Origin of the sequence: Halomicronema hongdechloris C2206, from assembly GCF_002075285.3 — a bacterium.
Classification (GTDB): domain Bacteria; phylum Cyanobacteriota; class Cyanobacteriia; order Phormidesmidales; family Phormidesmidaceae; genus Halomicronema_B; species Halomicronema_B hongdechloris.
On record NZ_CP021983.2, the window covers coordinates 2,212,904 to 2,233,710 of the forward strand.

The 20,807-nt window shown below is 54.5% G+C and carries 18 protein-coding genes; 10 read left to right on the forward strand and 8 right to left on the reverse strand.

Features of this window, described 5'->3' with window-relative positions:
• Positions 1 to 259: 259 nt before the first annotated feature.
• The gene (locus tag XM38_RS10010; protein WP_187329355.1) at positions 260 to 4,102 is read left to right on the forward strand and encodes a PAS domain S-box protein; all 3,843 of its coding nucleotides are present in this window, start codon (positions 260 to 262) and stop codon (positions 4,100 to 4,102) included.
• A 274-nt stretch (positions 4,103 to 4,376) separates the two neighbouring features.
• Complete coding sequence (locus XM38_RS10015) at positions 4,377 to 5,585, forward strand: EAL domain-containing response regulator (RefSeq protein WP_225889274.1); 1,209 nt, start codon at positions 4,377 to 4,379, stop codon at positions 5,583 to 5,585.
• 82 nt (positions 5,586 to 5,667) lie between these two features.
• Here XM38_RS10015 and psbA read toward each other — a convergent pair whose 3' ends face one another.
• The 5 genes from psbA to XM38_RS10040 form a co-directional block, all read right to left on the reverse strand.
• Positions 5,668 to 6,753, reverse strand: a complete 1,086-nt coding sequence (psbA, locus tag XM38_RS10020; protein ID WP_080809685.1) for a photosystem II q(b) protein — start codon at positions 6,751 to 6,753, stop codon at positions 5,668 to 5,670.
• Positions 6,754 to 7,386: 633 nt separating this feature from the next.
• Entirely contained in the window at positions 7,387 to 8,976 is a 1,590-nt protein-coding gene (locus XM38_RS10025) for a chlorophyll a/b binding light-harvesting protein (RefSeq protein WP_225889275.1), read from the reverse strand.
• Positions 8,977 to 9,079: 103 nt separating this feature from the next.
• Positions 9,080 to 9,565 carry an allophycocyanin subunit beta gene (locus tag XM38_RS10030; RefSeq protein ID WP_080809690.1) on the reverse strand — a complete coding sequence of 162 codons (486 nt, stop codon included), beginning with the start codon at positions 9,563 to 9,565 and terminating at the stop codon, positions 9,080 to 9,082.
• A gap of 94 nt (positions 9,566 to 9,659) precedes the next feature.
• Positions 9,660 to 10,136 carry a globin family protein gene (locus XM38_RS10035; RefSeq protein ID WP_080809693.1) on the reverse strand — a complete coding sequence of 159 codons (477 nt, stop codon included), beginning with the start codon at positions 10,134 to 10,136 and terminating at the stop codon, positions 9,660 to 9,662.
• Between the two features lie 799 nt (positions 10,137 to 10,935).
• Positions 10,936 to 11,289: a hypothetical protein gene (locus tag XM38_RS10040; RefSeq protein WP_256995581.1), complete on the reverse strand. Its 354-nt coding sequence runs from the start codon at positions 11,287 to 11,289 to the stop codon at positions 10,936 to 10,938.
• A 32-nt stretch (positions 11,290 to 11,321) separates the two neighbouring features.
• Between XM38_RS10040 and XM38_RS10045 the strand changes: the two genes are divergently transcribed.
• The 6 genes from XM38_RS10045 (at position 11,322) to XM38_RS10070 (ending at position 15,921) form a co-directional block, all read left to right on the forward strand.
• Positions 11,322 to 11,600 (forward strand): DUF2470 domain-containing protein, encoded by a 279-nt coding sequence (locus XM38_RS10045; protein WP_080809698.1) that lies wholly within the window; start codon positions 11,322 to 11,324, stop codon positions 11,598 to 11,600.
• Positions 11,601 to 11,611: 11 nt separating this feature from the next.
• Positions 11,612 to 11,854 (forward strand): 2Fe-2S iron-sulfur cluster-binding protein, encoded by a 243-nt coding sequence (locus XM38_RS10050; RefSeq protein ID WP_080809700.1) that lies wholly within the window; start codon positions 11,612 to 11,614, stop codon positions 11,852 to 11,854.
• A 237-nt stretch (positions 11,855 to 12,091) separates the two neighbouring features.
• Complete coding sequence (locus tag XM38_RS10055; protein ID WP_080809702.1) at positions 12,092 to 12,436, forward strand: DUF760 domain-containing protein; 345 nt, start codon at positions 12,092 to 12,094, stop codon at positions 12,434 to 12,436.
• Between the two features lie 107 nt (positions 12,437 to 12,543).
• A complete protein-coding gene (mutY, locus tag XM38_RS10060; RefSeq protein ID WP_391540807.1) occupies positions 12,544 to 13,629 on the forward strand; it encodes an A/G-specific adenine glycosylase in 1,086 nt (361 codons plus the stop codon).
• Positions 13,630 to 13,707: 78 nt separating this feature from the next.
• Positions 13,708 to 14,799, forward strand: a complete 1,092-nt coding sequence (locus XM38_RS10065; RefSeq protein ID WP_088429716.1) for an ABC transporter ATP-binding protein — start codon at positions 13,708 to 13,710, stop codon at positions 14,797 to 14,799.
• 120 nt (positions 14,800 to 14,919) lie between these two features.
• The gene (locus tag XM38_RS10070) at positions 14,920 to 15,921 is read left to right on the forward strand and encodes a methyltransferase (RefSeq protein WP_088429718.1); all 1,002 of its coding nucleotides are present in this window, start codon (positions 14,920 to 14,922) and stop codon (positions 15,919 to 15,921) included.
• Here XM38_RS10070 and XM38_RS10075 read toward each other — a convergent pair.
• Positions 15,918 to 16,217 (reverse strand): DUF7734 family protein, encoded by a 300-nt coding sequence (locus tag XM38_RS10075; protein ID WP_080809707.1) that lies wholly within the window; start codon positions 16,215 to 16,217, stop codon positions 15,918 to 15,920. The two genes, XM38_RS10070 and XM38_RS10075, sit on opposite strands and share 4 nt — an antisense overlap.
• A 106-nt stretch (positions 16,218 to 16,323) precedes the next feature.
• A complete protein-coding gene (locus XM38_RS10080) occupies positions 16,324 to 16,923 on the reverse strand; it encodes a DUF3177 family protein (RefSeq protein ID WP_080809710.1) in 600 nt (199 codons plus the stop codon).
• Between the two features lie 33 nt (positions 16,924 to 16,956).
• Here XM38_RS10080 and XM38_RS10085 point away from each other — a divergent pair, with 33 nt between their 5' ends.
• A complete protein-coding gene (locus tag XM38_RS10085) occupies positions 16,957 to 17,142 on the forward strand; it encodes an LURP-one-related/scramblase family protein (protein ID WP_080809713.1) in 186 nt (61 codons plus the stop codon).
• Positions 17,143 to 17,150: 8 nt separating this feature from the next.
• Here XM38_RS10085 and secA read toward each other — a convergent pair whose 3' ends face one another.
• Entirely contained in the window at positions 17,151 to 19,940 is a 2,790-nt protein-coding gene (gene secA, locus XM38_RS10090; protein WP_088429720.1) for a preprotein translocase subunit SecA, read from the reverse strand.
• Between the two features lie 382 nt (positions 19,941 to 20,322).
• Between secA and XM38_RS10095 the strand changes: the two genes are divergently transcribed.
• Positions 20,323 to 20,775, forward strand: coding sequence for a GNAT family N-acetyltransferase (locus XM38_RS10095; RefSeq protein ID WP_088429722.1), 453 nt, complete (start codon positions 20,323 to 20,325; stop codon positions 20,773 to 20,775).
• Positions 20,776 to 20,807: the final 32 nt, after the last annotated feature.

Genomic DNA, 20,807 nt, shown 5'->3' on the forward strand with positions numbered 1-20,807 from the left:
GCCGGGACTAGCTAGGGGGCCTTTTGGCCCTGATGCTGCTGCTGAGGCCCAGAAAAATGCTGAGATTTAAAATGCTGAGATTAATGACAATTCCAACACGGGATAGGGGGGCTCACTCACCCTAGTAATAGAGAATTCAACAGTGATGTCAGTGATGTCAGCTCGCCCTCTCTGGGGACTGGCCAGTTGTCAGGCACCGGCATCACGACTAGCCCCCTGCAGCGATCTCTGGAGTGCTCCGCTTGAGTCATTGGGTTGCATGATGTTGCTGAATCTAAACCGGGCCTTGCTATGGCCTCCCCCAACTGTAGCCCCTGGAGCAACACTAGCGACTGCCCTGACCACGCTACGAGGGAGTCTGACCTGTGCGATCGCATCCAGTGACGACCCCAGCATGGCAACGGCTGACGCCTGGGGATGCCTGGGCGTTGTCGATCATGAGCAACTGATAGGGATCTTAACCGAGCGGGATCTAGTTCGGCTCATCGCAGCAGAGACCGACCTGGAGACCGTTTTAGTGTCATCGGTGATGGCCACCCCGCCAATCTTTGTCAGCCAGGCAGACCTGCAAGACCCCTTTGCCGTATTAGGGCTGTTTCAGCGCCATGGCATTCGCCACCTGCCCGTGGTAGACGATGATGGCTGGCTGGTGGGCCTAATCACCACCGCCAGTGTGCAGCGGATGCTGGAGCCGAGTCAGTTGCTGCAGTGGCAGCAGGTGGCTGAAGTCATGCAGCAGCCGGTGGTGTCTGCTGCTCCTGAGGCTACCGTGGTTGACCTGGCCCAGCTCATGGCCCAGCACGCCGTTAGCTGCGTGGTTCTGGTGCGGTCCGCGGCGGCTCCTTCTCTAGACCAACCTCCCCAGCCCGTAGGCCTGGTCAGCGAACGAGATCTATTGCACTGCCCGATCCTGGCCCTGAAGGGCAAGCGACTCTCGGCAGAGGCGATTATGCAACCGATCGAGGCGACGCTGATGCCCCAGCATTCCCTCTGGCAGGCTCACGCGACCATGGCAAAGCATGGGGTACAGCAATTACTGGTCACCGATGACCAGGGCGACTTGCTGGGGATGGTCACCCAAAAGTCGATTCTCCGCGGTCTCACCCCGATGCAGCTCTATCAAACCATGGAGGCGATATTAGCGGAGAGGGGGCAGCGCACTGAGGACCTAGCCCAACCGGCGAGCCAGGATCGCTTACTGGCCTCGATCACCTCGGCCATTCATAGCTCTCTTAACCTAAAAGTCACGCTGCAGTCGGTGGTGGATGAGTTACACCAGTTTTTACGGACGGATCGGGTGATTGTCTACCGCTTCCATGCCGACTGGAGTGGTACCGTGGTGGCAGAGGCGGTGACCCCAGACTGGATGCCCTTGCTGGGCCAGTTAATCCGAGATCCCCACTTCGCCAAGGATCTAGTCGATCCCTACCGCAATGGCCGAGTCCAGGTAACCCCTGATGTCCACGATGGTAGCCTCACCCCCTGCCATGTGAACTTGTTGCAGCGGATTCAGGTCAAGGCCCTGATTGTGGTGCCGATTGTGCAGAGTGATCTGCTCTGGGGGTTATTGGCGGCCCAGGAATGTGCTCAGCCGCGGCCTTGGCAGCCAGAAGAGGTGGAGTTGCTACAGCGCCTCTCGACTCAAGTTGCGATCGCAATTCAGCAAGCCGAACTCTACGAATCCAACCAGCGAGAACTCCAGGAGCGACAGCGGGTCGAGCAGCAACTCCGCCAGCGCACCGAGCGCCAGGAATTCCTAGCCCAGTTGGGGCACATGGCCCTGAAAACCGACAGCATTCCAGCCCTCTTCGATCTAGTCGTCGAGCGACTCCCTAAAATCCTGAAATTAAACTACTGCGGCATCCTAGAATTGCTGCCCAATCGCGCCGCCCTACAACTCAAAGCTGGCCGAGGCTGGCCCCAACCCTGGGTTGGAGTCGCTACCGTAGGGTGCGAGCAACGGTCTCAGTATGGCTACACCCTAGCCACAGATCAGCCTGTCACCGTAGAAGACCTGCGCCTAGAAACCCGCTTCGGCGGTGCCCCCTTTCTGCATAACCAACGGCTGGTCGCTGGCATCAGCCTAGTGATTGCCGGACGCCATCAGCCCTACGGCATCTTAGCGGTGCACAGCCGCCAGCGCCGCCGCTTCAGCCTCGACGAAGTTAACTTTGTACAAGCCGTAGCCAATATGCTGGCCTCCGCGATGATCCGTCAGCAAACCGAACGGGAACTAAACCGATTCTTCAATCTCTCCCAAGATCTCTTCTGCATTGCTGACGGCGATGGCCAGCTGCAACGCATTAACCCTCGATTCACCGAACTGCTGGGCCATAGTGAAGCCGAGTTATTGAGACGGCCATTGTTAAATTTCGTGCACACCGAAGATCAGGCCGCCACCCAAGCCATCCTGACCCAGCTACACCAAGGACTCACCGTCCAGGGCTTCGAAAATCGTTGGCGTTGCCACAATGGCAGCTACCGCTGGATTGCCTGGAGTGCCATCCCCCTGAATCAAGGTACTCTGATTTACGCCGTCGGCCGCGATGTTACCCAGACCAAAGAAACCGAAGTCGCCCTGCAAACCCTAAACGAGCACCTAGAAGATCTAGTTAGCCTCAGGACCGAGGCGCTGCAACGCAGCGAAGCCAAATTACAGGCCCTGATCGACCAGGCCGGCGTCGGCATCAAGCAGATAGACCTGCAGGGGCGCTTACTGCAAGTCAACCAAAAATTCTCTAACCTGCTCGGCTATGCTCCAGAAGACCTAGTAGGGCAACCCCTCCTCGACATCACCTACCCCGAGGATTGGGAAGCCGACTCTGCCGTGCTAAGACAGATCATCACTGGTGATACCAGAACCGCCGAGGTAGAAACCCGTAAGCTCCACCGAGATGGCCACGTGCTTTGGGCCCATATCACCTATGCCCTGGTACGCACCTCCTCCGGCAAGCCCGACTACATCGTCTCTATAGTCCAGGACATAACCGAACGGCGGCGCAGCCAACAAGAACTCCTGCGTCAGAAAAACCTGCGAGACGCCATTTTCAACTATGCCACCGATGCCCTCTTCCTGGTCGACCCCAAGACTCTGCTCATCGTCGACTGCAATCAGCGGGCCGTAGAACTCTTCCAGGCCAACAGCAAAAACGACCTGATTGGCCGCAAGGGTGGCGATACTCTACAGAAATATGCCTTCACTCCCGCCGAAATCCAAGAAGTTCTCGCCGAGATGGCAGAAAAGGGATTCTGGACCCGGGAAATCGAGTATGTAACCTTTCTAGGCCGCGAATTCTGGGGGAGCCTGGCCTGTCGCCCCCTCACGGTGGCTCAAGCAACCCTAAATATTGTCCGCGTCACCGACATCTCCGAGCGCAAACGGGCCGAGGCTCAAGCCCTAGCTGCCCTAGAACGGGAGCAGGAACTCAACACCCTCAAAACCCAATTCATCTCCATGGCCTCCCATGAATTCCGCACTCCCCTCACCACCATCATGGGGTCTGCCGAACTGTTGAGATATGCCGGCCACAAATGGTCCGAGGAAAAACGGCAACGCCACTTCGAGCAGATCAAAACCACCGTCCAGCACATGGCGCATTTGGTAGAAGACGTCCTCCTAATCAGCCGGGCCGACTCCGACCGACTGCCCTTCCATCCCCGTCCCGTCCAGGTATCTCAACTGTGTCAGACCCTCATTGACGAACTCACCCTCGCCGACCAAAACCGCCATCAACTCCAGTTCGACACCAGTGGCCAGCCCTACCCCGGGCTGTATGATCAACATTTGCTGCGCCAGATAGTCACTAACCTGATGAGCAATGCCCTGAAATATTCTCCAGAGCACAGTACCGTCACAATCCGCCTCATCTACCGTAACGATGGCATTGCCCTAGAGATTCAAGACCAGGGCATTGGTATTCCCCAAAAGGATCAAGGGCACCTATTTCAGCCGTTCTCTCGAGCCACCAATGTCGGCAATCGCCAGGGCACAGGCCTGGGGCTCGTGATTGTCAAAAAGGCCATTGAAATGCACAATGGCCACATCGAGGTTGAAAGCACCGAGGGCGTGGGTACCCTGTTTAAAGTGTGGTTACCTAAATGACCAGAGAATTGCCTAGCAACATCTAGATTTGCAAGTTACTCCTCGTCCAGAGTTCTGGAGCACAAAAACGGCATAGCGATAACCTTAGTGTTCATCTAAACTCAGCTATTTCAGCCTACGCGCTCTTTGCAAGGGCTTTTTACTCGTCGCATTTAGGGAATTCTCTAGCGCTTATGCTGGAGTTGGTATAGCTAGTCTTTGCATCACCTACACAGATCACAGATAGTGATTGGCGAGCCGCGCTAATACTGCGCTACCTATGGATACAACCAAAATGATACTCGTTATTGAAGATGAGGCTCCGATTCGAGACATCATCAGCGAAATGCTCGAAGATGTGGGTTTCAAGGTGCTGGAAGCAGACACTGGTGCCGCCGGGATTGAGCTAGCCCAGTCCCACCCGCCAGATTTAGTTCTCTGCGACATCATGATGCCCGAGCTCGATGGCTATGAGGTGCTGCATCAGCTGCGCAGCCAGTTACTGACTGCCCTCACCCCCTTTATCTTTCTGACGGCAAAGTCAGACCGTCGAGATATGCGCCGGGGCATGTTACTGGGGGCCGACGATTACATCACCAAGCCCTTCACCCGCCATGACCTGCTAGAAGCAGTCAGGACTCGGCTAGATAGACACAGCATCATGAGGCAGGTCTACACCTCAGTAGGGGCTAATCCTGCCAACCCGGCTGCAGCCCCCTCCCCACCTGAGCTCTCGCATCGCCTACGACAGCTACAGACAGCCCTAGCCAACGATGAATTTGAGTTATTCTATCAACCTCAAGCAACCCTGGCCGATGATCAGCTGCTAGGGGTAGAAGCCCTGATTCGCTGGCGCTCTCCGTCCCAAGGCCTAATCCCACCGGCAGAGTTTATTCCCCTGGCCGAGCGCTCCGGCTTCATCATCGAACTAGGGGAATGGGTGATTCGCGCTGCCTGTCAGCAAATAAAGCAATGGCAGGCCCTGGGATTGCCTCCGCTATCAGTCTGTGTCAATCTCTCCAGCTTGCAGTTTGCCCGTCCTGACTTAATCTCTCGCATCAACAATATCCTGGCGGAGATAGGCATTGCCCCTAAATATCTAGGCATTGAGTTGACGGAGTCGGTGCTGGTGCAAAATGTCGACACCACCATGGCTCACCTGCAAGCACTACGTCGTCTAGGCATGCTCATTTCCATCGATGACTTTGGTACCGGCTATGCCTCCTTGGGCTACCTACAGCACTTTCCCTTCGACATTCTTAAAATCGATCACTGCTTTGTGCAGCATGTGCACACCAACCCTACCAACGGAGCTATCACCACCGCCATGATTCAAATGGCCCACAGCTTGGGCCTGATGGTGGTAGCCGAAGGAGTAGAAACCACAGACGAACTAGCCTATCTCAAAGCTCAGGGCTGCGACGCCATCCAGGGATATCTTCTCAGCCAGCCCCTGCCAGCGTCTCAATTTATCCAATGGTTAAGGCGGCGACAGCGGCCATAAAAAAGTGGCCCCACCTCAGCGGGACCACAGGGTTACAGTGTCTATAGACCAGTCGTTGGCCTAATCTTAATTACCCTTGTAATTACCCTTGAATGGCAGGTGCCTGCAGGGCCACGGGTTGAGCGTCGCCCTCAACCGCCAAGTCTAAGGGGAAGTTGTGGGCGTTGCGCTCGTGCATCACCTCAAAGCCCAGGTTGGCCCGGTTGAGCACATCGGCCCAGGTACCGATGACACGGCCCTGACTATCCAGCACCGACTGGTTGAAGTTGAACCCGTTCAGGTTAAAGGCCATGGTGCTGATGCCCAAGGCGGTGAACCAGATACCAATTACCGGCCAAGCTCCCAGGAAGAAATGGAGCGCGCGGCTGTTGTTGAAGCTGGCGTATTGCCAGATCAGGCGGCCAAAGTAGCCGTGGGCAGCCACGATGCTGTAGGTCTCTTCTTCTTGGCCGAACTTGTAGCCATAATTTTGAGACTCGTTCTCAGTGGTTTCTCGCACCAGAGAGCTGGTGACCAGAGACCCGTGCATGGCACTAAACAAAGCCCCACCGAAGACACCGGCCACACCTAGCATGTGGAAGGGGTGCATCAAGATGTTGTGCTCTGCCTGGAACACAAACATGAAGTTAAAGGTACCGCTGATTCCGAGGGGCATGCCGTCGGAGAAGGAACCTTGACCAATGGGATAGATCAAGAACACAGCGGTTGCCGATGCCACTGGAGCACTATAAGCCACACAAATCCAGGGACGCATACCCAGACGGTAGCTCATCTCCCACTGACGGCCCATCCAACAGAAGATACCAATTAAGAAATGGAAGACGATGAGTTGGTACGGACCACCGTTGTACAGCCACTCATCTAGAGAAGCAGCCTGCCACAACGGATAAAGGTGCAAGCCAACGGCGTTAGACGTCGGCACGATGGCTCCAGAAATGATGTTATTGCCATAAAGCAGAGAACCAGACACTGGCTCACGAATACCATCGATGTCCACGGGAGGAGCCGCGATAAAAGCAATCACAAAACAGGTGGTAGCGGTAAGCAAAGTTGGAATCATCAACACCCCAAACCAGCCGATATATAGCCGATTTTCGGTGCTGGTGATCCAATTACAAAACCGCTCCCACAAGCTTTGTTGTTGTTGCTGTTGGAGAGTGGTTGTCATAAGTTAAAATCACCCATTACATCCATGCAGAATCAACGCGCAACCAATCCAACAACCGCATTACTTCAAATGCGGCTTAAGTAGGCTGACCTACATCCAAGGGCATTCCCTCGGTCATCAAAGCACCTAACCTCAGGCTCAGGCAGCGCCTAACCCAGCCAGAAGCTTTGACAGATTGGCTGTGAACGCTTTGATCATAGGCTTAGCGCTTCTTTCATTAGAAAGCCACGCCAAATTCCGGACACAACGCTCCCCATCAAGTCTTTCAATCTATAATCTATAGACCATCTGGTGCAGCGCATTTTGTCCGGTCTGCACTTTCTGCACTTGTCTAAGTATTTTAATTATTCTTTCGAGTTTGTGTATTAATTTTGATTTAATGCAGCGGGATGATATAGGGCTATCGACTGTGATTGAGGGAATAGAGAGAATGTAAAAGCTTTTTAAGCTGGTCGTAACAATGGTTGAGCTAGCTAATAGTTAAATTAATCGTTTCCAGAGAAATAAAACCGCTCCGTCCTGGGCCTAAAGGCTAGCCACATAAGCATCCTTTCCTAGAGAGGCACCCCAGACCTACATCGGCCTGGGGTGTTTGGCTGACACCAGCTCCCTAACCTGAAGGTTTAGTCATGTTTAGTCATCTGCTTCAGGGGTATTCGCTTGCGCTTCACTTGCTTCATGGGAGCCGTGGTCAGCATCATCTTGGTCAGCATCATCTTGACTAGAGGCAACTGCAACCCCAGGGTCAGAGCCACGCTGACTGGCCCCAGTGACGCTCCCAAAGTGATGACCATTGCCTTGGCTAGGCTCATACATCACCGGGTCAATCGGACTCGGGTAATTTAGCTGTTGGTGAGGTACTTTGGGCTGCTCATATATTCTCTGGGTGGTTCGCCCTCCATAGCCGCCAAACAGCGCCTTGGCCTCTGCTTCAGCCGGCGGATGATAAAACGTCAGTTTACGGGGATGGAAGGTGGTTTCATATAGCGTCGTTCGTACCCCCTTGACCTCGGCCAGGCTAGGTGCATGCTTCCCTAGCGAGGGAGGATGGTACAGGTAGTCTTCGGGGATATATTCCTGCTTGAGAAGTGAGCCAGGTCTTACCTGAGGGGCTTCGTATTGGACCTCTAACAAGGGCTGGGGGCTGGGGTGAACTGGGTTTTGATAGACCAGAGTGGGGTTATCGCTAGCTTCGGCGAGGTTCTGCCGCCAAGTCTGTACAACCTTGTTAATGTCGAGGCCCGTGGCTATCTGATAGTGCCAGAGCCCTCCCTGCAGGAAGAAAAAGGCCAAATAGAAGTGGGTATTAGCTAGCCAAGTACGAGACGTATACCCCTCAGTTAGAGTGGCATTGGGATCAAAGTAAGCCGGCAAAAAGGCAGACTTGAGTTCCAGCGTTGGCCCGTAAAACTCGACTGGATAGGCCAGGCTACTAAAACCACAGTAGTAGGAAGCCGCAAACCCAGCCAGCGCAATGCCGAATAGAGAATAGGCCAAAATGCCATTGGCAGAAAACAGAAACAGTTGTCTGACCCACTTAAAGGGGGGCACTAGGATGTGCCAAGCTCCTCCTAGCACCAGCAGGACTGCCACATAGATGTGACCACCCACCAGATCCTCGAGGTTATTCACATCAAACAGGTGGGTACGGTAGCTAAAGATGGTGCCTACGTCTAAGGTGGGATCGCTAACTACGCGCACTTCCCCCAGAGTGGCATCATACAAGCCGCCGAAGAACATCGCCTTAGCGACTAACAACAGAGCTCCTAAACCAAGAATGGCCAGATGGTGCCCTAAGATGAAGCCCAGCTGCTTGGGATCATCCCAGTTGAAATGAAACTTGCTAGCGTTACCGCGTTCCATATCGAGATTGGGGGAAAGGCGGGTGCGATGGAAATAAGCGCCCCCCGCCAATACTCCTGCAGCCACAATATGGATGGCACCAATTGCTAGGAAGGGAAACGTATTTGCGATGGCCCCATTGGCGCCTACTCCCCAACCTTGGGTAGCCAAATGGGGCAATAGAATCAGCCCCTGAGCATACATGGGCTGAGTGGGAGAATAAACCGCGAGTTCGAACAGGGTAAAGACCCCGGCCCAAAGCATGATCAAGGCCGCCTGGGCAACATGGGCCACGATAAACGTATTGGATAAATCAATGAATCGGGCATTACCAGCCCACCAGGGATACCGCTCCTGGGTTTTGTTGACAGCGTACATCATGAATTTAACTTTGATAAAGTTTGTCAACAATGACCTATCTTAGGCGAGTACATGAGTCCTCGCCTAAGCAGTAAGATAGGTACGCGAATCTGACAATGTAGCCTTAGCTAAGGCCTGAGATGATGTGGTCTAAATAGACATCCATCTCTTGACCAGCATCGGCTCCTACCCGTTGGGTCACCACTTCTTTCATGGCCTGAATAGCCTGAATGGTGGGCTCAATGGGAACGCCTAAAGATAGGTAAGTTTCTCGCAGTCCATTCAGGACCCGCTCATCGATGATCGAGGCATCTGCGGCTAGCATGGCGTAGGTGGCATAGCGTAAGAAGTAGTTTAAATCTCGTAGACAGGCCGCATAACGACGCCAGGGATACATGTTGCCCCCCGGTTCGGTAATCGTTCCATAGAGCAAACTCTTCCTGACTGCGTCGCTGATGATGCTGGCAGCACTATTCCCAATTTGGGTGGCCGCTTTTAACCGTAATGTTCCGCTCTGATAATATTGCCTCAGCTTTTCTAGACTGGAATCTTCCAAGTAAGCACATCGCTCATCAGCGGGGTTAATGGCGGCAGTAATGATATCTTGCATGGTTTTTCTTAACTAAACTTGAGTACAACAGTGAAAGAATCAGGACTGAGAAACAAGGTCTCCGATGTTCTAGAGACTAACAATGTTTCAAAACCTAAAACGCACGAATCAATTGATCAAAATAGGGGGCTACCAGAGCTCCTTCCTCAGCGGTCAAAATTTCCATAGCAACCTCCTTGATGCAACGATATGCCACCTTGTGGTACGACAGAGGCAGAACTCCCAGTGACACATAACTCTCGCGTAGACCTTCAATCCCGAGATCTTCCATTGGCTTACCGTTACCTGCCAAAACGCAGTAACTTATAATACGGATGTACCAGCCCTGATCGCGTTGGCAATTAGCAGTTTTTTGAGGGTCGCCGCTGTTGCTGGGGGCGTCCGGACACTGAGCCCAGTAACGCTTGCTGCCTTCATCGACAAGTTTTTGCTGGTTTGCTGCAAGCTTCTGTGCTGCGCTAATGCGCACTGCTCCATCTTTAAAGAAGTCCTGGAGCTTATTGAGCTCAGCGCTACTAAGGAATCGATTGGCTTCGTCGGATTGAGCAATCACTTTGGCAACGATACTCATGATCAAAAAACTCCTAAGTTAAGGTACAGACAGTGGGTCGGGTTGGTAAGGTACTGATACATGGCCGATAAACCTATCGACCCAGCAATCCTTCAATTGATATCGATCGGGGCAGAGCCTGACTCAAGCAACCACAATATAACTACCATTAATCACCCGAGTTAAAGCCTATTATTTTGGTTTTGGCATTCTAACTGCAACCTGGTGACGATAGTAATTAGGCTCTATGGGTTGCATTAAGTTGTCGCAAAGGCAGAAATTAATCCTCGATGAAAGGAAAATTTCTACGTGTCCATAAACCAAATCATTCGCTCCAGACAAGTCAACTCAACGAGTTACCCACCTTTAGAAGATAAAAGCTTTGTGTCACTCGCTGATCATTCTCTTCAAGAAGCTTACACATAATTTTAAGGATGTTTACCTACAGAAAAATAATTTCTTCTCAGCGGCTCAAAAGTACCCTGCCTGGCTCAGCTCTGGCTAAACTAATGACAATCTTTATTGATAAATCCTGGTAGCGGACAGCCCATAGCCGACCGTCTGCAACCAAGTCTCAGCCACCGCCGATTAGTCTACGACGCCCTCCTGATAGGGTTCGAGCTAAGCAACCACCGACTGAGGCAACGTCGATGCGATCGCAGCATGGCTCAACCATAGGCCGTCGGTCTACGATTGTTAGTAATGCGGATGGGGGTTAACAACGATGGCTACGCGGCTCATCACCGTGTACAAGGCAACCCATTGAAATTGCCCAGAACCTCAGAGAGCTTAATCGCCATGGGGCTGATGTTGATATTCACTAGCGACGACTGTGCCACCAATCCTGTAGCTGTGGATCTAGCGACACAGTATACAGCGTCGTCACGAAAGGAGCGGTTCGATAGCTCTGGCCAAGAATTTCAACACAGTAGGAAGGATAGCGTTTAGTGGCAATATCGGCCACGAAGCGACGCCCAATCCGCCGCCAGCTGGGTTCTTTACTGTGCCACTGCAGCCGACAACAGGGCCAAGGCAATGTCTCGCGATCAAACAGACGGCAGCAGGGACCAATCACCCGATAGGTGAGATGGGCACCGGGACTCTGAAAAACATGGCCAGATGGCCAAGGGTGCTCAGCACTGGCAACTGAGGGCGGTATCATCGAAGCAGTCATCTCATTTTTTGATGTAGTCTACGCCATCCTTTATGTCTGAGCCAATTACGACTGCTGTGAGCGATCGCATCTGCAAGCATATGAATGAAGATCATGCAGACGCCCTAGTTCTCTATGCTCAAGTGTACGGCAAGACCCCAGGAGTCACAGCGGCTGCCATGGAGTCTATCGATCCGGCAGGGATGAATCTGATGGCCACGGTCAACGATCAAGCGGTTCCTGTCCGCGTGACGTTTGACCATACTTTAGCCGATGCCGAAGATGCCCACCACACCCTAATCGATATGCTGAAGCAAGCTCGCCAAGGCTGATAGATTTGACCATGAGTATCTCAGTTCGATTTTTACCCGATGACGTGTCGATTCAGGCCGAGGTTGGGGAACCATTACTACAGGTGGCGGAACGAGCCGGGGTAACTATCCCCACCGGGTGCTTGATGGGCTCCTGCCATGCCTGTGAAGTCGAACTCAATGACCAGGAGGACCCAATCTGTGCCTGTATTACGGCGGTTCCCTCAGGGCAGTCTAGTCTCACGATTAATCTGTATGTCGATCCAACCTGGTGAGGCTTTTGGAGCAGCATCAACGGTTAGCAATCGCATCAGTTCTAGCCTCTGCCCTCAGGTAAACCACAACTCCCTGAGTTCGGTTCTGCCCACCTACTCTGGGAATCGTCATTGTTACAGTATTTGTAGACATTATTGACTCCCAACATCTGCGCCTACACGCACTAGCGGTAGTACCAGCAGTAAATGTCCACGTATTTCGTTGTATTTCGTTGCTAGCCGAGTGAGGCAGTCATTGTGAAAGACCTATCTGGCCATACTCCTGAATTTTTCAATCACCGCAATGGTACTGAGCTCCCTAACACGTTGCTGCAGTACGTGCAATCCATGAGCCCTGAGACCATTGCTCAGTTGTCTAAGCCGGCCTCGTCTGAGGCCCTCCAGGCTATGGAGCATAACATCATTGGACTGCTAGGGGGCTTGCCATCTCAGCATTTCGACATCGAAGTAACCACTAGTCGCGAACACCTAGGACGGCTGCTAGCCTCTGCCATGATGAGTGGGTACTTCCTGCGGGGAGCAGAGCAGCGTCTGGCCTTTGAACAGACTCTGGCCGGAAGCGATGGTGCCGACAGCGAGTGAGCCGTCGTTCATCGCCCCAGCGTAACCGTAGCCCCCGGGCTAAAGCTGCGATCGCAGCTTACATCGCTGACATTGACTCAACGAACTCGGCAGGTTCAGCTAGTAACTTGCCGAGTTTTGTCGTGCAGCAACTCCGTCAGGCCTTACTAAGTTGGTATGCCCACCAGGGGCGAGATTTACCCTGGCGTCATAGTCGAGATCCCTACGCCATTTGGATCTCAGAGATCATGTTGCAGCAAACCCAGGTAACCACCGTCATCCCCTACTACCGGCGCTGGTTGCAACGCTTCCCCAATGTCGATAGCCTAGCTGCCGCAGATCTACAAGATGTGCTAAAAACCTGGGAAGGGTTGGGCTACTATGCCCGTGCCCGCAACCTGCATCGCGCCGCCCAAACCATTGGGCAGCAACACGGTGGGCGATTTCCCCAGCAATTCGACCAAGCCCTGGCCCTGTCCGGCATTGGCCGCACCACCGCCGGTGGCATTCTCAGCGCCGCCTTTAATCAGCCCTGGCCCATCCTAGATGGCAACGTCAAACGGGTATTGACTCGCCTCATCGCCCTAGACTGTCCCCCCAGCCAAGCCCTGCCAGAGCTATGGGACCTATCTACCACGCTGCTGTCACCCACTCAGCCCCGCGACTTCAACCAAGCTTTGATGGATCTCGGCGCCACCCTCTGCACCCGCCGCCATCCCAATTGTCAGCAATGCCCTTGGCAACCATACTGTCGAGCGTACAATCTGAATGTACAGTCGGAGTTGCCCATGTCAGAAGCTCGTGGTCCCTTACCCCATAAACACATCGGCGTCGCTGTCATCTGGAACGATCAGCAGCAAATCCTCATCGACCGGCGTCGGCCGCAGGGGCTGCTGGGGGGACTCTGGGAATTTCCAGGCGGCAAAATCGAGGCCGGTGAAACGGTGGAAGCTTGCATCCAGCGGGAGGTGCAAGAGGAACTGGGCATTCATGTGGAAGTGGGGAAGCAACTCACCACGGTGGATCATGCCTACAGCCATTTCAAAGTCACCCTCAACGTCTACCACTGCCGCCATCGGCAAGGGGAGCCGCAACCGCTAGAATGCGATGAAATTCGCTGGGTTACTCTAGAGGAAATCAGCCAGTTTCCCTTTCCCAAGGCCAACCTGCAAATTATCGCAGCATTGCAGCAGGCTCACCACCTGCCGACTTAAGTCTGTTTTAAGCAAGGGCCAATAAAGGAATCGGTCTGGAGCAAGCCAGATATGGACACCATTGCAGAGGAGTAAACCGTGGCCAGGGTTAGGTTAGAAGGGATTACCCAACGGTTTGGAACCGCGACTGCCATCCAAGATATTACCCTCGCCATACCGGATGGCGAGTTTTGGGTACTAGTGGGTCCCTCCGGTTGCGGTAAATCTACGATCCTGAGAACTATTGCTGGCCTAGAGCCTGTGCAGGAAGGGCGTCTTTACATCGGCGATACCCTGGTTAACCAGATCCGAGCCCGTCAGCGGGATGTGGCCATGGTGTTCCAGAATTATGCCCTGTATCCCCATATGACCGTGGCTGAAAACCTAGCCTTTGGCCTGCGCATGCGCCATAGGCCTATTCACGAACGTCAGGAGCAGGTGCATAAAATTGCCCGGTCTCTAGATATTGCCCATCTGCTAGATCGAAAGCCCAGGAAGCTTTCCGGCGGCCAGCAGCAGCGGGTAGCCCTAGGGCGGGCCATCGTCCGCAAACCCCAGGTTTTTCTCCTAGACGAGCCCCTATCTAACCTAGATGCCCAATTGCGAGATGATACCCGAGCTGAACTGAAGCAACTGCATCGGACCTTTGGCATCACCACCATCTACGTCACCCACGACCAAGTCGAAGCCATGACCCTAGCCGACCAAATCGTGGTGCTTCATCAGGGGCGTATTCAACAGATTGCCACCCCCCAAGCCGTCTATGCCCATCCAGCTAATTGCATGGTGGCTGCTTTCATGGGCAGTCCCCCGATGAATCTCCTAGAAGCCACCGTTGAAGCCAATGGCTTAAGGATCGATGGTCAGCGGGTTCCCCTTCCAGCTCTCGACAGCCAGTCGACTGTCTCGGTGGGGCAACGAGTGATTGTCGGCCTACGGCCAGAACATCTACAGGTGAGTAGCGAATCCCAGGCAAGCTTAGGGGTCACGGTGACTGTCGTCGAACCCCTAGGCCGTGAAACCCTGGTGCGCACCGTGCTACCCGATGCCCATCGTACCTTGCCCCAGTCGCTAAATTTACAGGTCTCCGGTAAGCTGTTACCGCAACCGGGGGAGCGGCTATGGGTGCAGTTAGACCCCGCTGAGATCTTTCTCTTCGATCCCATTACTGGCAATCCAGTGCAGCCTTGACGAACTGTCGTAAAAGTTAATCGGTAGCACCTATCCATCGATAGGGGTTCAGGGCTATGGTAACCATCACTCTCCTTGGTAGATCCCCCCATGGTTCCTATGGATGCACCTCAAGTATCGATGACTCTGCCAGAAACCCTGACTCAAATGGCCACAGGTCACTGGTTGGCCCAGTCTATCTACGTTGCTGCCAAGTTAGGCCTGGCCGATTACTTAACCGACGGACCGCAAGCCTACCAAGCCTTGGCAACGGCAACGACAAGCCATGCTCCCTCCCTATATCGCCTACTGCGGGCTCTAGCCAGCGTCGGGATTTTTGTGGAACAGGATCCTGGTGAGTTTGCCCTCACCCCCCTGGCCTATTATTTGCGCAGCGATGTCCCAGACTCGCTGCGGGCCATGGCCCTGATGAACGGCGAAGAACACTACCAAGCCTGGGGCAATCTACTGCACAGTATTCAAACCGGTGAGAGTGCCTTCACGTCAATGTATGGCATGCCCGTATTCCAGTATCTTGGCCAGACCCCAGCGGCGGCAGCCGTGTTTGATCAAGCCATGATCAGCTACTCGTCCATGGAAATTCCGGCGGTTCTAGATGCCTACGACATGGCTGGGGTGACCACCGTTGTCGATGTGGCCGGAGGTCGAGGCGGATTTCTGGCGGCGATCCTAGCCCGGTATCCCCAGATCCAAGGCATCCTTTTTGATCAGCCTGGTGTCGCCAGCGGTGCCCAGGCCTATTTGGCTGAGCGAGGGGTACACGACCGAGTGCAATGGGTAGGTGGTGATTTCTTTGAGGCCGTACCAACCGGCGGCGATATTTACCTGCTGAAGCATATCCTCCATGACTGGGGCGATGCTGACTGTGGCAGAATCCTGCGAACTTGCCATCAGGCCATGGCCAAGACGGCCCGCTTGTTAGTGGTAGAAATGGTGATTCCCGGGGGAAATGCCCCCCATCCTGGTAAGTTCCTAGACTTGAACATGCTAGTCATGTGCGACGGCGGCCGCGAGCGCACGGCTGCGGAATACCGGCAATTATTGGAGACCACTGGATTCCAACTAGGTCAGATTCTGCCCACCCAGGCTCCTGTCAGTGTGATTGAGGCTGTCCCCGTTTAAATTCCACTGGCTGACAAACGGGCCTGAAACGCCTCCCAGGTTAGGTTACGCTCTAGGTACTGGGGGTTGTCGGGGGTATAGGGCCCCTGGAGACGATCGATGCAGCGGATCTTGGCATCGACAGGAATCACGGGTACCTCTGGATTGGCAGCGGTGGGACGTACCAGGGAGCTGGAGAAGCCACGGAAGATAACGATTTCGTCAGTGGCGCCGTCGATATCAGCCGTGACGAGTAGCACTTCCTGGGGATGCTTGAGGGTATAGTCTTCTAGACGTTTTCCGGGTGAAGCAACCATGGTTGTTTATGGTGGAGAACTAGGACTCTGCGACAGGCGCCTCATTGACTAGTCGTCGGCCAGGCTGACGTTGGCCGCTATAGATGGAGAGCCTGCGGAATTGATATTAATTGACTGCCTGCCGCCCCTGTTTTCCTAGGCGCACAAACACAAAATAGGCCAGATAGGCCATATAGATCACGAGCCCTAGAATGCCGAAAAAGCCTAGGAACCCGTTGGTGTAGTTGGCATGGAAGTACTCCTTGTAGAGCAACGGCGGCTGCAGCCAGAACTGGCACTGGTCAGTGGCAAATTGACTGGGGGAGAAGGCACAGGGGATGAAAACCAGTTGGATCACAGTGCCCAGAATGCCGTATACGGTCATGGCCCAGCGCCAGGCTGTAAACCCAAGTCTTAGAGAGTTATGAGGCTGCTCGCGAATTTCTTCGTTGAGATCTGCCCAAAACCACAGCCCTACTGGTATCAGTACCTGTGCCATCAGAGACGAGATAAAGCTGATGCTGAACCCCCCGATCATGAGATAGACGGTAATGGCCAGTAGGCTGGAGACTTTCCAGTAAATCGTTAATAGCTGCTGGATGGGCTCTGCTTTCTTGACAAATGCCCAGATCAGTAGGGTGAGAGGGATGAAGACGGAAAAGAGAAGTGCCAGCCGATAATCGGTCCAGACCAAGGCACGTAACAGAGAGGGTTGCAGTTCCAGCATGGAGTGTGAATATAGGCAGTCCGGTGATCCATTATGGCAGGGGCTGGGGGCATCGGCGACTTTTCTGCCCGCTACACGTTTACAGATCCCCAGGGTATGGAGCTAGGGGCCATTAAGCGCCGCGGTTGGCGCTCGATCTGGCGAGCCCGCTATGACATTTTTGACGGTGACGCGGTGATCTTTACTATTCAAGAGGAGAATCCCTGGGGGATGAATTGAATCCCTACTTAGCCCACTTCTTGGGATGCCTTCGCCTGGGGCTGAGGCTGAGGTTGAAACTGGAACAGGGTGTAGACCACATTACGGCGAATGCCGGTCATCATATCCAGGAACAGTTCGTAGCCTTCGCTCTTGTATTCCACCAGGGGATCCTTCTGGCCATAGCCCCGCAGACCCACGGTCTCTCGCAGTGCATCCATCTGCTGCAGATGGTCGCGCCAGAGGGTGTCGATCTGCTGCAGGATGAAGAAGCGTTCTGCCTCCCGCATCAGCCCGGGCTTGATTTGGTCCACCTGGGCTTCCTTGATGTCGTAGGCGATGCGGATTTGCTCGTGCAGGAAGGTTCGGATTTCGTTGACGGAGAGGTCTTCCAGCTGCTCCGGGGTGAGATCGGCCAGTAAATAGACAAACTCTTTGATCTTGTCCACCATGTCCGGCAGTTTCCACTCTTCCGGCGGCAGTTCTGGGTTGATGTAGGCCTGCACGATGTCATCCATGGTGCGCTCGGCGTACTTAATCACCAGTTCCTTCAAGTCTTGGCCTTCTAGCACCCGGCGGCGTTCGGCATAGATGGCTCGGCGCTGGTTATTCATGACTTCGTCATACTCGAAGACCTGCTTGCGGATGTCGTAGTAGTAGGTCTCGACTTTCTTCTGGGCTCCTTCCAGGGAGCGGGTGAGCATGCGCGACTCGATGGGCATGTCTTCTTCCACCCGGAAGGCATTCATCAGCGAGGCCACCCGTTCGCCGCCGAAGATGCGCAGCAGGTTGTCTTGCAGGCTGAGGAAGAAGCGAGTGGACCCAGGGTCTCCCTGGCGACCAGCCCGACCCCGCAGCTGGTTGTCGATGCGGCGGGATTCGTGACGCTCGGTGCCGATGACGTGCAGCCCGCCCAGGCTGACCACCTCTTCGTGTTCGGCTTCGGTGAACTGTTCGTAGTGCTCTCGAATCTGGTTGTAGGCTTGGCGCAGCTGGTGGATAACTGGATCTTCGGTGGGGGCTTTTTCGGCTGCGATCGCAACTTTCTCTTCCGCCTGCAGCTCTGGCAGGCTGCGCTCGCCGTAGGTTTCCATGGCCAGATCGACGGCTGCTTTCAGCTCCGTCTCCATCTGCTTGGGCAGATCGGCGGGGAAGATATTCGGCGAGGCCTTCCAAGTCTTAACCTTTTTGCCAGGGGCAAAGCCCTGGCTGCGGTTGCGGGCTTGGGTGTTGGGCGCCGCCGCCACCGCAAACTCATCCTCGTCCTCTGGTTTGACGACGCGGGGCATTAAGTATTCCCGCACCTTCAACCGGGCCATGTAATCGGAGTTACCGCCCAGGATGATGTCTGTACCGCGGCCGGCCATGTTGGTGGCGATGGTGAGGGCACCGCGGCGACCGGCCTGGGCCACGATTTCCGATTCCCGCTCTACATTCTCGGGCTTGGCGTTGAGGAGGTTGTGGGGCACGCTCCGTTGACTCAGTAACGTAGACAGTAATTCTGATTTTTCGACGCTGGTGGTGCCCACCAACACCGGGCGTCCCTGCCGGTGCATCTCCGCACACTCTTCCGCCACCGCCTGCCACTTGGCCTCTTCCGTTTTATAGACCACGTCGGAGAGATCATGGCGAGCCAAGGGACGGTTAGTGGGAATCACCGCCACTTCTAGGTTGTAGATCTTCTCGAATTCCACCTCTTCTGTCTTGGCAGTACCGGTCATGCCAGACAGTTTCGGATAGAGCAGGAAGAAGTTTTGGTAGGTAATGCTGGCTAGGGTTTGGGTCTCGGGCTGAATTTCGGCATGCTCCTTGGCCTCAATGGCCTGATGCAGGCCATCGCTCCAGCGCCGACCCGGCATGACTCGGCCGGTGAATTCATCGACGATCACCACTTCACCGTTGCGGACGATGTAGTTGACGTCTTTGATGAAGAGTTCCTTGGCCTTAATGGCGTTAAACACATAGTGGGCCCAGGGATCCTTAGGATCGAACAGATCCTGCACCCCCAGTAATTCTTCGGCCCTGATGAAGCCCTCGTCGGTGAGCAGCACATTGCGGGCCTTTTCGTCGACCTCGTAGTGCTCTTCCCCATTCAACTCCCGAGCGACTTCGGCGGCGGCGGTGTATTTCTCGCTGGGTCGCTCCACCTGGCCCGAAATAATCAAAGGCGTGCGGGCCTCATCGATTAAGATGGAGTCCACCTCGTCGATGATGCAGAAGTTGAAGGGACGCTGCACCACATCGGCGATGGCGGTGGCCATGTTGTCGCGCAGGTAGTCGAAGCCAAACTCGCTGTTGGTGCCGTAGGTGATGTCGCAGCCGTAGTTTTTGCGCCGCTCTATGGGAGACATGCCCTGCTGAATCAGGCCGACGCTGAGGCCTAGGAAGCGATGAATCTGCCCCATCCACTCCGCATCTCGGCGGGCCAGGTAGTCGTTGACGGTGACAATGTGCACCCCCTTGTCGGTGAGGGCATTGAGGTAGGCGGGCAGGGTGGCGACCAGGGTTTTCCCTTCCCCGGTTTTCATCTCGGCGATCTGGCCTTCGTGAAGTACCATGCCGCCGATCAGCTGCACATCAAAGTGGCGCATCCCCAGCACCCGCTTCGAGGCCTCCCGCACCACGGCGAAGGCCTCGGTGAGCAAGTCATCTAGGGACTCGCCCTTGTTCAAGCGTTGCTTGAACTCAGCCGTCTTGGCGACCAGTGCTTCGTCGGAGAGGGCCGACACCTCTTCCTCTAATAGATTGATCTCAACCACATCGGGTTGATACTTCTTGAGCTTGCGGGCATTGGGATCGCCCAGAAGGTTCTTCAGCATGTGTCAAGGAACGAAGACGGCTAATGGCTGGCGGTCCAGCGAGGTGAGTCAGGGAATGCTCAGATAATTGTGAGCCCCGTCTGATGGCACAACCATCCGGAGGCATCAGAGATGAGTCTGATCTCTCCAACACTCCCCAGTGAAACGTATTCTGTCAGGTCCAACAAGACCCGCAAAATCCGCTTTTTTATCCTATCATTCATGGTTTGGGCCGTTGCGATCGCATCTCGATTCGGACATCCTCACTGGCATGCCTGCGCTCAGGACGTCCAGGAATCATTACCTAGGCAAATTCTCGGGATCCATCTCGCTTGAGATGGGCCTATGCTGGGGGAATATGTTATGACAATGGCACCTAATCTAGGGAGGGTTCTTGGCCACGATGGATTGTCGTCACATCCAGTTCCAATATATTGATCAGCTTGATGATGCTGCCCTGGGGCAGCTGCAGACCTTGTTTCAAGCCGCCGCATTTTGGGCTCAGGATCGACGACGCGACGATCTGGCCGTTGCCATTACCCATAGCCACCCGGTGGTCATTGCCTGGGATGGGGCCCAGTTGATCGGCTTTGCCCGAGCCACTTCCGATGGGGTCTATCGAGCAACGCTCTGGGATGTGGTTATCCACCCCGATTACCAGGGCGGTGGCCTGGGCCGCAAATTGGTGGAGACGGTTTTGGGCCATCCCCACATGAGCCGGGTGGAGCGGGTCTACTTGATGACCACCCACCAGCAGGGGTTTTACCAACGCATCGGCTTCGCCGAAAATTCCAGCACTACCCTGGTCCTCCACAACCAGCCCTTTAGAGCTAACCCCATCTCTAGTCACGGCTGAGTGCTCAACGGCGGGATAAGCATAGCCCTGTG